The sequence below is a fragment of the Enterobacter sp. SLBN-59 genome (assembly GCF_024807915.1).
In the GTDB taxonomy this organism is placed as follows: domain Bacteria; phylum Pseudomonadota; class Gammaproteobacteria; order Enterobacterales; family Enterobacteriaceae; genus Enterobacter; species Enterobacter asburiae_B.
Genome location: NZ_JANUFI010000001.1, coordinates 2,651,670 through 2,665,644, shown reverse-complemented (window position 1 = coordinate 2,665,644; position 13,975 = coordinate 2,651,670). Strand labels below are relative to the sequence as shown.

Annotated in this window: 10 protein-coding genes and 1 rRNA gene; 4 read left to right on the top strand and 7 right to left on the bottom strand. The window is 54.0% G+C overall.

The features are described 5' to 3' along the window. The 5 genes from phnE to M2422_RS12720 form a co-directional block, all read right to left on the bottom strand. On the bottom strand, positions 1-780 hold the full coding sequence (gene phnE, locus M2422_RS12740) for a phosphonate ABC transporter, permease protein PhnE (protein WP_064672969.1): 780 nt from the start codon (positions 778-780) through the stop codon (positions 1-3). A 117-nt stretch (positions 781-897) separates the two neighbouring features. Next, a complete protein-coding gene (gene phnD / locus M2422_RS12735; protein WP_259140996.1) occupies positions 898-1,914 on the bottom strand; it encodes a phosphonate ABC transporter substrate-binding protein in 1,017 nt (338 codons plus the stop codon). 24 nt (positions 1,915-1,938) lie between these two features. Then, entirely contained in the window at positions 1,939-2,727 is a 789-nt protein-coding gene (gene phnC / locus M2422_RS12730; protein ID WP_033144439.1) for a phosphonate ABC transporter ATP-binding protein, read from the bottom strand. A gap of 173 nt (positions 2,728-2,900) precedes the next feature. Further along, positions 2,901-3,344, bottom strand: coding sequence for a VOC family metalloprotein YjdN (gene yjdN / locus M2422_RS12725; protein ID WP_064672968.1), 444 nt, complete (start codon positions 3,342-3,344; stop codon positions 2,901-2,903). An 80-nt stretch (positions 3,345-3,424) separates the two neighbouring features. Continuing rightward, entirely contained in the window at positions 3,425-3,760 is a 336-nt protein-coding gene (locus M2422_RS12720) for a zinc ribbon domain-containing protein YjdM (protein WP_023310096.1), read from the bottom strand. Positions 3,761-4,355: 595 nt separating this feature from the next. Here M2422_RS12720 and crfC point away from each other — a divergent pair. Together crfC and M2422_RS12710 are read left to right on the top strand one after the other, a co-directional pair. Next, positions 4,356-6,701, top strand: a complete 2,346-nt coding sequence (gene crfC / locus M2422_RS12715) for a clamp-binding protein CrfC (RefSeq protein WP_064672967.1) — start codon at positions 4,356-4,358, stop codon at positions 6,699-6,701. Further along, positions 6,698-7,573, top strand: a complete 876-nt coding sequence (locus M2422_RS12710) for a diguanylate cyclase regulator RdcB family protein (RefSeq protein ID WP_064672966.1) — start codon at positions 6,698-6,700, stop codon at positions 7,571-7,573. Before crfC ends, M2422_RS12710 begins: the two co-directional genes overlap by 4 nt. Positions 7,574-7,617: 44 nt before the next feature. Here the strand turns inward: M2422_RS12710 and kdgT are convergent, their stop codons facing one another. After that, entirely contained in the window at positions 7,618-8,610 is a 993-nt protein-coding gene (kdgT, locus tag M2422_RS12705; protein ID WP_048979052.1) for a 2-keto-3-deoxygluconate transporter, read from the bottom strand. A 648-nt stretch (positions 8,611-9,258) separates the two neighbouring features. On the opposite strand from kdgT, the gene proP reads away from it, so the two are divergent. Then, the gene (gene proP, locus M2422_RS12700; protein ID WP_029740241.1) at positions 9,259-10,761 is read left to right on the top strand and encodes a glycine betaine/L-proline transporter ProP; all 1,503 of its coding nucleotides are present in this window, start codon (positions 9,259-9,261) and stop codon (positions 10,759-10,761) included. Between the two features lie 33 nt (positions 10,762-10,794). On the opposite strand, the gene M2422_RS12695 is transcribed toward proP, so the two are convergent. Then, complete coding sequence (locus tag M2422_RS12695; protein WP_064672965.1) at positions 10,795-11,748, bottom strand: nickel/cobalt transporter; 954 nt, start codon at positions 11,746-11,748, stop codon at positions 10,795-10,797. 495 nt (positions 11,749-12,243) lie between these two features. Here M2422_RS12695 and M2422_RS12690 point away from each other — a divergent pair. Next, positions 12,244-13,785: ribosomal RNA gene (locus M2422_RS12690) — 16S ribosomal RNA — on the top strand. Positions 13,786-13,975 lie beyond the last annotated feature (190 nt).

Sequence of the window (13,975 nt, the reverse complement as noted above, 5' to 3'; positions counted from 1 at the left end):
TCAGATGAAGTGCTTACGCAAACGTTGAGAGAGGAAATCCAGCAGGCTGACGGTGACGATGATGAGCACCATCAGGGCGCAGGTTTGCTGGAACTGAAAACCGCGAATCGCTTCCCACAGGGTGACGCCAATCCCGCCTGCGCCCACCATGCCGACCACCGTCGCGGAGCGGACGTTGGACTCAAAGCGGTACAGGGAGTAGGAGATCAGGAGCGGCATGACCTGCGGCAGGACGCCGTACAGGATCTCTTCGATTTTGTTGGCACCCGTTGCGCGGATGCCTTCCACAGGGCCGGGCTCGATGGCTTCGACCGCTTCAGAAAGCAGCTTGGAGAGCACGCCGGTGGTGTGGATGAACAGTGCCATCACGCCGGCGAACGGACCCAGGCCAACGGCGACCACGAACAGCATCGCAAAGACCATCTCGTTGATGGCGCGACAGGCGTCCATCAGGCGACGCATCGGCTGATACACCCACCACGGCACGATGTTTTCGGCGCTCATCAGGCCAAATGGGATGGAGAGAACGACGGCAAGGGCGGTGCCCCAGACGGCGATTTGCAGGGTGACCGCCATTTCGCTGAGGTAATCCTGCCACTGGCTGAAGTCCGGCGGGAAGAAGTCGGCGGCGAAAGTCGCCATGTTGCCCGCGTCTTTGAAGAGCAGCAACGGATCCATTTCCGCGCCCTTCCAGGAGATAACCAGCACCGCCAGCAGGATGCCCCAGCTTATGAGCGAGAACCAGCTGCGCTTCGGCGGCGGGAGGGTGATGGTTTGCATGTTGGCTCCTTTGGGTTTAGTCCCCTCTCCCTTGAGGGAGAGGGTTAGGGTGAGGGGGAAATGTGCGCGCTGATGCCCTCACCCCGGCCCTCTCCCACTGGGAGAGGGAGAAAGGCACTACTGCACCGCTTTATTCACGCTCGTCATCGCACCGAGCGCGGCGGTCAGGCGGTCGAGGTCTTCCAGCTGGGCCTCAATTGCGGCCACTTTGCTGGTCTTCTCCTCGTCCTTCAGCCCTTTGTTGTCCTTCACGCCCTGCATCTCTTTAAACAGCGCCAGCTGGCGAATCGGGACCAGCTGCAGGTCGCTTGACGGGCGGAACGGTGCCCAGCCCAGACGCGCCAGGACCGCTTTCTCTTCCGGCGTTTTGCCATAGGTCATGAAGAAGTCGTACACCTTGTCCTTGGTGCTCTCGGACAGGTTTTTACGCCACACGATCGGGTCGCCCGGGATCAGCGGCGATTTCCAGATAACCTTGATCTCTTTCAGCTTGTCCGGCGCGGAAGTTTTCAGCTTGTCGAGGTTCTCGGTGTTGTTGGTAGCAACGTCCACCTGCTTGTTGGCCACGGCCAGGGCGTTGGTTTCGTGGCTGGCGTTCACCGTGCGTTTGAAGTCGCTGGCGGAGGCGTTGTTTTTGGCGAAGACGTAGTAGCCAGGGACAAGGTAGCCGGAGGTCGAGTTCGGGTCGCCGTTGCCGAAGGCCAGCTCTTTGCGTTTGGCGAGCATGTCGTTGAGGTTGTTGATCGGGCTGTCTTTGTTGACGATCAGCACGCTCCAGTAGCCCGGGGAGCCATCTGCCGCGACGGTCTGGGCAAAGACCTGGCCGTTCGCGCGGTCCACCGCTTCCATGGCGGAGAGGTTGCCGTACCAGGCGATGTCCACTTTATTAAAGCGCATCCCCTGGATGATGCCCGCGTAGTCCGGGGCGAAGAAGGCGTTCACTTTGATCCCCAGCTTAGTTTCCATATCTTTCAGGAACGGTTCCCACTGAGGCTTCAGGTTCTGCTGTGATTCCGTCGAAATAATGCCGAAGTTCAGCGCTTTTTCCTGCTCTTGTGCATACGCCGGGCTTAACAGGGTGCTGAGGCTTAACATGCTGGTAAAGGCCAGCGCGGCAACGGCTTTGTAGCTCATGTACTTTCCTCGGATCGGGTTTAATTAAGCAGCCTGCGCGTTCTCTTCGACGCGGTTAATGCTGCGGTAGAGATGGTCAAAACGTTCGTTATCAAACTGATGGCTCGCGCCATCAAAGAACACATGTCCCTGACGCAGGGCGACAATGCGTTCGCAGTAGCGCAGGGCGTAATCCACCTGATGCAGCGTGACCACTACGGTGATGCCGTCGTTCTGGTTAATGTCGCGCAGGGTTTCCATCACGATGCGGGCGGACTCCGGGTCCAGCGAGGCAATGGGTTCGTCTGCAAGAATGATTTGCGCTTTCTGCATCAGCGCGCGCGCAATCGCCACGCGCTGCTGTTGCCCACCGGACAGGGTGGAGACGCGCTGGTGGGCAAAATGCGCCATGCCGACGCGGGTCAGCGCCTGCAAGGCTTCCTGCTTCTGCGAAGGGGAGAACCAGCGCAGACAGGTGCGCCAGAACGGGGTGCTGCCGAGCGCGCCAATCAGCACGTTCTCAAGCACCGTCAGGCGGTTCACCAGGTTGAACTGCTGGAAGATGTAGCCCGTCTGGGCGCGGCTCTTGCGGATATCACTGGCGAGACGCCCCGCGCGCTGCACGGTATTGCCCAGCAGCTCGACGTGGCTTTCCGGCGTTTTATCGCAGGTGATAAGGCCGCTTAAATGACGCAGAAGGGTGGATTTACCTGAACCGGATGGCCCCAGCAGCGCCACCATTTCGCCCTGCTGGACGGTCAGATCAACGGCATGCAGAGCCTTATTGTGATGGAAGGTCTTGCTCAGTTTCTCGACGCGGATGACGGTTTGCATGTGCTGGGCCTCACGATAAATGTGGCCTCATGCTGGCGCATCAATGTGACATTTGGGTTAAGTCTGGGTTGCGGGAGTTTGAAGAGTTGAAGTGAAAGCGATGACAGTCACCGTAGGCCCGGTCAGCGCAGCGCCACCGGGCGCTGTTGCCGGCTGCGCTGCGCTTATCCGGCCTAAGAGGTTTGCTGCTGCTTAACGACGTTAATCATCCACGGCACGCCGTATTTATCGGTGACTTTACCGAAACCGTGTGCCCAGAAGGTTTCCTGCCAGGCCATGTCGATATTCCCGCCCGCGGCGAGGGTGTCGAACCAGCGTTTGCCTTCATTAACGTCCTGGGTGTCGAGAACCAGCGTGAAGCCCGCGTATTGCGCGTTGCTGCCCGGCGGCATCCCGTCGCTCATCATGATATCGCTGCCCGCAATGCGGACGTTGGAGTGAGCGATAGCCGAATCCGGAAATTGCATACCGGACGGACAGCCTTCTTCGCTGTTATCGCTTTTTGGCATTTCGCCGAAGGTGATTTTATAGAGAAGCTCTGCGCCGACGGCTTGCTGGTAGAAAGAAGTGGCTTCTGCACAGTTGCCGGCAAAAGAGATGTAGGGACTTAACGGCATAATCTTTACCTCACGTAAGAAAAGCCCGTTAAGTGTAGTTCCCGAAAACCCGGTAAGCGAAGCGCCACCGGGCGGGTAAATCAGTTCTTTTTCACGAACTCTGATTTCAGCTTCATCGGACCGAAGCCGTCAATTTTGCAGTCGATATTATGATCGCCTTCAACCAGACGGATATTCTTCACTTTGGTGCCGATCTTCAGCATGGAAGAACTGCCTTTCACTTTCAGATCTTTAATCACGGTTACGCTGTCGCCGTCCGCCAGCAAATTGCCGTTCGCATCTTTTACGACAAGTGCATCAGCATCGTGTGATGGTTCGGCATCATTCCATTCGTGAGCGCATTCCGGGCAGATGAACATGCCATTATCTTCATAGGTGTATTCAGAATTGCATTTTGGGCAGTGTGGGAGTGACATATCGGTATCCTCAAAAAGTGTAAACGCGCTGGAAAGTGCCAGCTAAATGACGGCAGCGTGCCGAAAAAGGCGGCAAGTATAGCGCAAATCCACACGTTTGTCGGTGACATTGTGAATTAAAAAAATGCAAAAAGCGTATCGGGAGTGACACTTCCTGTCAGTCAGTTAAGAGATGCTTACTTCATTAACACGTTGGGAAGAAATGACGCTAAATATATCGAATATTTTATTGCAGCAAATTGCTACGCTCCTTCATTTCGGATAAGGTGAAGCGACACATTGTTATTTATCTCCTGACTTCGCTGCCATCCATATCTTTTGGCAGGGGCGTATTACCTCTCTTTTTAGGTGGGTAAATAATGATGATATATCCTGAAGTTTCTTAAAATTGGGCTACGCTTTTTTCCTTTGGCCGTCAGGCCAGGAGGGGCGCTATACACGCCATGCAAGGATAGCGAATTATTTCTGATTATCATCAATCAGTTATATTTCGGCGGACATGTTTTCCACACGTGATCATATAAGCCTGAACAACATAATTAATACCAGTGGCTTAATAAAAGTAATAAATTTGCGTTAAGGAAAGGCTTTTATCATGCACACACAGACCATTTTTGAATTAAGCCAGGAAGCTGAGCGTTTGCTACAGCTCGCCCGGCAAAACCTTGATACGTTGAAATCAATGCCGACTGCGATGCTGGAGAGCACCGCGGCTGCTATTACGGGTGAAAAGAACAACGTTTTACCTTTGCATTTTAGCGCGCGCGGTGTCGAAGCGCAGCAGGCGATGCTGAATAATGAATTACGAAAAATAACCCGGCTGGAAATGGTCCTGGCTATTGTGGGCACTATGAAAGCGGGGAAATCGACCACCATTAATGCGATTGTGGGGACCGAAGTGTTGCCGAACCGCAATCGTCCGATGACGGCGCTTCCTACCCTGATTCGCCACACGCCGGGTCAGAAGGAGCCGGTACTGCATTTCTCGCATGCCTCACCCATTGATGATTTGATCCAACTGCTTCAGAAAAAGCTATGCGATTACGATCGCGGAAAGCTCGCTCAGCATCTGGAAATTGATAAAGACATGAATACGCTGCTGGAGCGCATTGAAAAAGGAGAGGCTTTTGAGAAGCATCACCTGGGCGCGCAGCCGATATTTCATTGTCTGAAAAGCCTCAACGACCTGGTGAGGCTTTCCCAGGCGTTAGGGGTGGAGTTTCCGTTCTCTGAGTATGCGGCTATCGAACATATTCCGGTGATTGAAGTGGAGTTCGTGCATCTTGCGGGTCTTGATGCTCACCTCGGACAGCTGACGCTGCTCGATACGCCCGGGCCGAATGAGGCCGGACAGCCGCACCTGCAAAAAATGCTAAGCGAGCAGTTGTCCCGCGCATCGGCAGTGCTGGCCGTGATGGATTATACCCAGCTTAAATCCATCTCTGATGAAGAAGTCCGCCAGGCTATTTCCGCGGCGGGAAAATCCGTGCCGCTGTATGCGCTGGTCAATAAATTCGATCAGAAAGATCGCAATAGCGACGATGAAGAGCAGATCCGGGCGATGATCTCCGGCACCTTAATGAAAGGCAATATTTCGCCTGGCCAGATCTACCCCGTTTCGTCCATGTGGGCCTATCTGGCGAACCGCGCTCGCTACGAGATGATTACCCACGGACAACTGCCGGATCATCAGGAGCAACCCTGGGTGCAGGACTTTGCCGAAGCGGCGCTTGGGCGACGCTGGCGTACGGCGGACCTGGACGATATCGACCATATTCGTCATGCTGCCGATTTGCTCTGGGAAGATTCGCTTTTCGAACAACCGATACGCAAACTGATTTACGCCGCCTATGCCAATGCCTCGCTTTACGCGCTGCGTTCGGCCTCGCATAAGCTGCTCAACTACGCACAAAATGCCCGGGAGTACCTCGACTTCCGCTATCAGGGGCTGACGGTTGCCTTTGAGGCTCTGGAACTGAATATCGCACGTCTGGAAGAGGACATGGCGCTTCTCCAGACGCGTCAGAGCGTGGTGAGCGATGAGGTGAAACATGAAGTTGAGGAGGCGCTGAACGCTACAGCGGACTTTATTGGAGCGCAAAAAACCGCGCTTAACCAGGCGATTGGCGAGGTGTTCAGCGCTCAGCATATTCTTGATTTGGCAGGTATCGATCGGCAGAACCCTCACGATGACGAGCTGAAGCAGCTGGTTCTGGACGATGAAGGGCAGGCGCAGATCGCGCTGAGTAAAATCCGCTCCTCCTGCGAATTGGTGATGCTGGATGCACAGACGAAAATCTGCCGGGAGCTGGCGTTACGCTTCGACCAGCTTGAATCTACGCTGGCGCGTTCCCTGAACGAAGCCATGCGCCCCATCGAAACGCGTATTAAAGAGCATCTGAGCCATGCGGGTTTTCGGGCGCGAATCAGTTTCCCGGCGTTTCAGGCTCACCAGCTCAACTTCAATACGCGGGCGCTGTTTAACGATGCGATAGCGCAGGATGACAGCCAGGCAGGCCCGTCATCAGGCGGGAGCAGCATGCGAGAAACGGTCTCTCGCTGGCTCAATAATCCGGGCTGGGGCTGGGATGAGTATGTGGAAACGCGCACGCGCTATGTTATCGATATTGCGCAGCTACATGACAAATTTAAGCAACATATTGAGCTGTTTTGTGAACAAATACGTAAAGCTTTGTCCGCGCAGGTCGATGTCTCTGTTACGGCAGGAATGGCGACGTTCTTTGCCGAATTCTCACTGTGCCTGACCGGGTTACAGGAAAGCTTGCGTGATAGCCTCGCAGTGCGTCAACAGAATGAGCATTCAACCCGAGCGCTCTGCCAGCTGTTGAAGCAAAGTATTACGACTGCGGCGTGGATACAGGAAGATACCCGACTGTTACGCGATGATATTCAAACTCTATTCGCGGCAGAGCAACCATGACAACACCACTACTGGACGGCCCCGGGCGAAGGCTGGAGTGTATTAATCCAAAATTTATGGTCGATCTGGTTCAGGGAGTGGACGCGGCGCGTCATCCTCACCTGGGACCACAACAGCTTCAGTTTCGTGAGCGTTTGACTCAGGAAATCATGACGCATACCCGGCTGCGCCCCTGGGCGATGGCGGGTATGCTTAATGAAAATGCGGCGCTGCGCCTGGGGCTGGCGGAAAAACTGGCCGGCATGCTTGACCCGGGTCATCTCGCGCTGACGCTGATGGCAGAGAAACTGATTGCTTTGCGCCAGCAGACGCACCCGCGCGCCCAGCAGTCCCCCGGTCTGATGCAGCAGTACGCTGAACTCGCTTCTCATTTTACCCAACGCGGCGCCTATAAAGAGAAGGCGCTAACCCAGCGCGGGCTGACGGTGCAGGCGGGTGAGCATAGCGAGCAGATTTTTACCCGCTGGCGGGCCGGGCATTATGATGGCTGGTCGCTGGCCGGGCGCTGTTTTATCGTCCTGGAAGAGCTGCGCTGGGGGGCATTTGGTGACGCATGCCGCCTCGCGAATGAAGATGTGGCGGCAATGCTTAAGGATAACCTGCGCAGCATGGCGGCTAACTATCTGGCACAGGGCATCAATGCGTCACCCACGACCCGCCATTTCTATCACCAGTGGCTGACAACGCCGGCCTCTCCGGGTTTAATCGATCATAAAGACATGCTGGGCTGGCTGGGGGACTGGTGTCAGGCGGATCAACATCCGGTGAGCTGGTCAGTGACGCAAAACTGGCAGACCGTCGCGCTGGGCATGCCGAGACTCTGTTCGGCAAAACGGCTGGTGGACGGGATGGTGGAAGAGATTTTTGGCTAAATCTCTCCCCCTCTCCCCATTGGGAGAGGGAACGGTGCGGTGTGTTAATGATTCATTTCTATCGGCTTCGGTTCAGGCAGGGTCTCTTGCATATTCCCGTAGCGTTTCGCATACAGCGCCGTGATGATGGGGACCAGAATCGCGGTGACGATCACGCTCGCGGCAACCAGCGCCGTTGCTGAAGCGGCGACCGGTTCGAAGGCCGGGTTAATTTGGGCGATAATCACCGGGTTTGCGACTGCAGCACCGGCGGCTGAAGAGGCGGCGACGCCGGCCGTGCCGTTTCCTCCTCCGATTATGCGGTCGGCAATAATCAGCGGAATACCGGTGATGACGATCACGGCGACACCCAGCACAATGCCCAGCAGGCCGGTATCGAGAATGACCTTCAGGTTGATGGTGTTCCCCAGTGCGAAACCGAAGAACGGGATCAACACCGGCGTGGCTTTGCTGAAGAAATCACGCAGATCGCGGTCGAGATTGCCAAGGGCGAAACCGACCAGGAAGGGCAGGATCGCGCCGACAAAGTGGTGCGGTTCAAACGAGGCCAGGCCAGCAGACCCCAGGATCAGCATCGTCATCAATGGGCCGGACTCCAGAGACATCAACACAAATGCGCCGGACTCTTCTTTCGTCCCGTACTGATTCATCAGGCTGGCGTACAATCCGCCGTTGGTCATATCCATCGCCGAGACGATCGCCAGGACCGATAAACCCGCAAAGAACCCGGTCTGAATTCCATTCTCCGGAATGAACATCGCGCATATCATTGCCACCGCCCAGGCTACCGCTATTTTGGTGATCACCAGCGTGCCGGATTTCCGTAATACTGTCCCCGTTGCCCGTAAATTAATCGATGCGCCGATACAAAAAAACCAGACGGCAAGAATGGGAACCGTGCCTGTTATCATGCCTTTTGTGAAACCGCCAAAATAAGCTCCGGTATTGGGAGCAAGGGTATTCAGGATCGCGCCCAGTACCAGCGGAACCAGCATCATGCCGCCGGGTATACGTTCTATCGTGGCTTTAATCTTCATAGACAAACCTCACATCGGATCCCGCAGTACGGGGGATAGGTGTTAAAAATTAGTCAATAAATTCAATTGATTGTTCGTATTGCTTGTGGTGTTTTTTCGAAAGCCCTGCAACAAAATTAAATGCGTGCTCTCAATTAATCTTTTCCTTAAACACGTAAAACGCTGAATTCGGATTTATGATGCGATCATTGGAATATTGATTCAATGAAAATAAAACATCGTTTTAGTTATCTTTATCACATATTCAATGTAAAACTTGAGGCCGGTTCCTGTTGATGAAAATTTATGTAAACCTGATGTGAATTAACGTGGTTTGTTTTTCTGTTACGAAAGAAATAATGACGTGCGGGAGGATGTTCTTTAGGTGGGGTAAGGAAGTACTTATTGGCACTCCTTGACAAAAATTTGCCTGAGTTGACCAGACACGAAAATATGTGTGAAGTTGATCACAAATATAAACGCTGGTAGGGTAAAAAGGTCATTAACTGCCCAGGCAGGCGTCAACAGGTTCGGTTGTATCGACGTAAAACGTCAATGTAAGTAAACCTGCTACGCTTGAATAAGGCGATTCGCATGGAGCGGATCCCATGGTTCACAGAACGCTAACTGGACTGTGAAACAGACAGGGCCGAGTCAACGAGGATAGCTATGCTGAGAAGGAAAAAGATTAAACCCATCACGCTTCGCGACGTCACCATTATTGATGACGCAAAGCTGCGTAAAGCCATTACCGCAGCCTCGCTCGGTAATGCGATGGAATGGTTCGATTTTGGTGTCTACGGCTTTGTGGCCTATGCGTTAGGTAAAGTGTTTTTCCCCGGGGCCGATCCCAGCCTGCAGATGATTGCCGCGCTGGGTACGTTCTCCGTTCCCTTCCTGATTCGCCCGCTGGGCGGTCTGTTCTTCGGTATGCTCGGCGATAAATATGGTCGTCAGAAGATCCTGGCCATCACCATCGTCATTATGTCGATCAGTACATTCTGTATCGGCCTTATACCGTCTTACGCCACCATCGGCATTTGGGCACCCATTCTCCTGCTGATTTGTAAGATGGCGCAGGGCTTCTCCGTCGGCGGTGAATATACCGGTGCCTCGATCTTCGTCGCCGAGTATTCCCCGGACCGTAAGCGCGGATTTATGGGGAGCTGGCTGGACTTCGGCTCGATTGCCGGGTTTGTCATGGGCGCGGGCGTAGTGGTACTGATTTCAACCGTGGTGGGCGAAGATAACTTCCTCGACTGGGGCTGGCGTATCCCGTTCTTCCTGGCATTGCCGCTGGGGATTATTGGTCTTTACCTGCGTCATGCGCTGGAAGAGACGCCTGCTTTCCAGCAGCACGTCGAAAAACTGGAACAGGGTGACCGCGAAGGGCTGCAGGATGGTCCGAAGGTGTCGTTCAAAGAGATTGCCACTAAGCACTGGCGCAGCCTGCTGACCTGTATTGGTCTGGTGATTTCGACCAACGTGACCTACTACATGCTGTTGACCTACATGCCGAGCTATCTGTCGCATAACCTGCACTACTCGGAAGATCACGGTGTGCTGATTATTATCGCCATCATGGTGGGTATGCTGTTTGTGCAGCCGATTATGGGCCTGTTGAGTGACCGTTTTGGTCGTCGACCGTTCATTATCCTGGGAAGCGTTGCGCTGTTTGCTCTGGCAATTCCGGCATTCATTCTGATTAACAGTGATGTGCTGGGGCTGATTTTTGCCGGTCTGCTGATGCTGGCGGTGATCCTTAACTGCTTTATCGGGGTGATGGCCTCCACGTTGCCCGCGATGTTCCCGACGCATATTCGCTACAGCGCGCTGGCCGCGGCCTTTAACATCTCGGTGCTGATTGCCGGTCTGACCCCGACGCTTGCCGCCTCGCTGGTCGAGAGCACGCAGAACCTGATGATGCCGGCTTATTACCTGATGGTGATTGCGGTGATTGGTTTGATTACAGGTCTTACCATGAAGGAGACGGCGAATCGCCCTCTGAAAGGCGCAACGCCTGCGGCGTCTGACATCCAGGAAGCGAAAGAGATCCTGCGCGAGCACTACGATAACGTAGAGCAGAAGATTGAGGATATTGACGCAGAGATTGAAGAGCTGCAGAAAAAACGCTCCCGACTGGTGGACCAGCATCCACGCATCAACGAGTAATAAAGAAACCCGCCAACGGCGGGTTTTCTTTTATTAGCATCCGGCAGCGATGTAGTCGCCATTGGCGCTGACGGGGATCACCGTCAGGAACAGCACCGTCGCAAACAGGATCAGGACTATCCCTCCGGCTATTTTGACTGCCGGTACGAGCCATCTCAATGAGGCGCTCTCTCCGAACCAGGTCACCGTGCGCTCGCGGGCGTAACGTACAGCCAGGGAAAGCCCCACAATAGAAAGTGCGGTGCCCAAAGACATGGTCATGACCGCGGCTACCCCCCAGGTGACAATGCCCAGCGCGTTCGAAAACATCAGAATCATGATCGCCCCGCTGCACGGACGTGCGCCAATCGCCAGAATGACGCCCAGGCGCGTTTTCCAGTCGCCCTGCGTCAGATCTGTACCTACGCCGTGATGTCCGCAGCCACAGTGTTCATCGTGCTGATGAAGCGGCTTGATGGCGGAGATAGTCATCCTGCGCGGGCGCAGGCTCTTCAGCGCCTGGTAAATGACAAAAGCACCGAATGCGCCAATAAGCACTGCGCTTATCTTCTCCACGTACCAGCGGCTGGTACTGATATCCCCTGAGGCGAGGTTAAACCCCACCGCCAGAATAAAGACAAACAGAATGGCGCTGACGCCCTGCATCAGGCTACCCAGGAAGGGGACAACCCGGGCGGCCAGTTCGCTTTCCTTATTGGTGGTCAGATAGGTCGTCACGATGAACTTTCCGTGTCCGGGTCCAATGGCGTGAAGGACACCATAAAGGAAAGCCCCCGTTAACAGCCATAATCCGCCGCTGTACTGGTGGTTATTAAGCTGCAGCAGATACATCACCAGATAGCGGTGCAGCGTAATTTGCGTGGCGAGACACCACTGGATAAAAGCGTTCCAGTGCGCATGCAGGGTAAAACCCGCAAAGAGGAGTGCCAGCAGCATCAAACCTGCGGTAGGGAGACGCCAGTCGCGGGCGAGGCGTTGTGTGGTCATGAGGGGGGCCTGCACAGGGGAGATTATTTGCCGCTAGTATAGTTGATCTTCCCGCTCAATTCGTAGGATCGCATCGCGAACCGCTCATGATTGTGGATAACTTTGTGCATAAAAGGGTATAAGGCGGGGTTTTGCTGTGGAATGCAGCAGTCAGTCATTTTTCTGTCATTTAGCGGTTGCGGCCTGCTGAGAACTCCCTATAATGCGCCTCCATCGACACGGCGGATGTGAATCACTTCACAAACAACCCGGTCGGTTGACGAGAAAAAATTCTGAAATAACGGGTTGACTCTGAAAGAGGAAAGCGTAATATACGCCACCTCGCAACGGTGAGCGAAAGCCGCTTTGCACTGCTCTTTAACAATTTATCAGACAATCTGTGTGGGCACTCAAAGTGACATGGATTCTTAATGTCTTCGGACAATAAATGAATACCAAGTCTCTGAGTGAACATACGTAATTCATTACGAAGTTTAATTCACGAGCATCAAACTTAAATTGAAGAGTTTGATCATGGCTCAGATTGAACGCTGGCGGCAGGCCTAACACATGCAAGTCGAGCGGCAGCGGAAAGTAGCTTGCTACTTTGCCGGCGAGCGGCGGACGGGTGAGTAATGTCTGGGAAACTGCCTGATGGAGGGGGATAACTACTGGAAACGGTAGCTAATACCGCATAACGTCGCAAGACCAAAGAGGGGGACCTTCGGGCCTCTTGCCATCAGATGTGCCCAGATGGGATTAGCTAGTAGGTGGGGTAACGGCTCACCTAGGCGACGATCCCTAGCTGGTCTGAGAGGATGACCAGCCACACTGGAACTGAGACACGGTCCAGACTCCTACGGGAGGCAGCAGTGGGGAATATTGCACAATGGGCGCAAGCCTGATGCAGCCATGCCGCGTGTATGAAGAAGGCCTTCGGGTTGTAAAGTACTTTCAGCGGGGAGGAAGGCGATAAGGTTAATAACCTTGTCGATTGACGTTACCCGCAGAAGAAGCACCGGCTAACTCCGTGCCAGCAGCCGCGGTAATACGGAGGGTGCAAGCGTTAATCGGAATTACTGGGCGTAAAGCGCACGCAGGCGGTCTGTCAAGTCGGATGTGAAATCCCCGGGCTCAACCTGGGAACTGCATTCGAAACTGGCAGGCTAGAGTCTTGTAGAGGGGGGTAGAATTCCAGGTGTAGCGGTGAAATGCGTAGAGATCTGGAGGAATACCGGTGGCGAAGGCGGCCCCCTGGACAAAGACTGACGCTCAGGTGCGAAAGCGTGGGGAGCAAACAGGATTAGATACCCTGGTAGTCCACGCCGTAAACGATGTCGACTTGGAGGTTGTGCCCTTGAGGCGTGGCTTCCGGAGCTAACGCGTTAAGTCGACCGCCTGGGGAGTACGGCCGCAAGGTTAAAACTCAAATGAATTGACGGGGGCCCGCACAAGCGGTGGAGCATGTGGTTTAATTCGATGCAACGCGAAGAACCTTACCTACTCTTGACATCCAGAGAACTTTCCAGAGATGGATTGGTGCCTTCGGGAACTCTGAGACAGGTGCTGCATGGCTGTCGTCAGCTCGTGTTGTGAAATGTTGGGTTAAGTCCCGCAACGAGCGCAACCCTTATCCTTTGTTGCCAGCGGTCCGGCCGGGAACTCAAAGGAGACTGCCAGTGATAAACTGGAGGAAGGTGGGGATGACGTCAAGTCATCATGGCCCTTACGAGTAGGGCTACACACGTGCTACAATGGCGCATACAAAGAGAAGCGACCTCGCGAGAGCAAGCGGACCTCATAAAGTGCGTCGTAGTCCGGATTGGAGTCTGCAACTCGACTCCATGAAGTCGGAATCGCTAGTAATCGTAGATCAGAATGCTACGGTGAATACGTTCCCGGGCCTTGTACACACCGCCCGTCACACCATGGGAGTGGGTTGCAAAAGAAGTAGGTAGCTTAACCTTCGGGAGGGCGCTTACCACTTTGTGATTCATGACTGGGGTGAAGTCGTAACAAGGTAACCGTAGGGGAACCTGCGGTTGGATCACCTCCTTACCTTAAAGAACCTGCCTTTGTAGTGTCCACACAGATTGTCTGATGAATGATGAACTTCTGAATGTACTTTTGAGTGCATTAAGAAGTTTTGCTCTTTAAAAATCTGGATCAAGCTGAAAATTGAAACGACACACATGTTATGTGTGTTCGAGTCTCTCAAATTTTCGCAATCATGAAGTGAAACATCTTC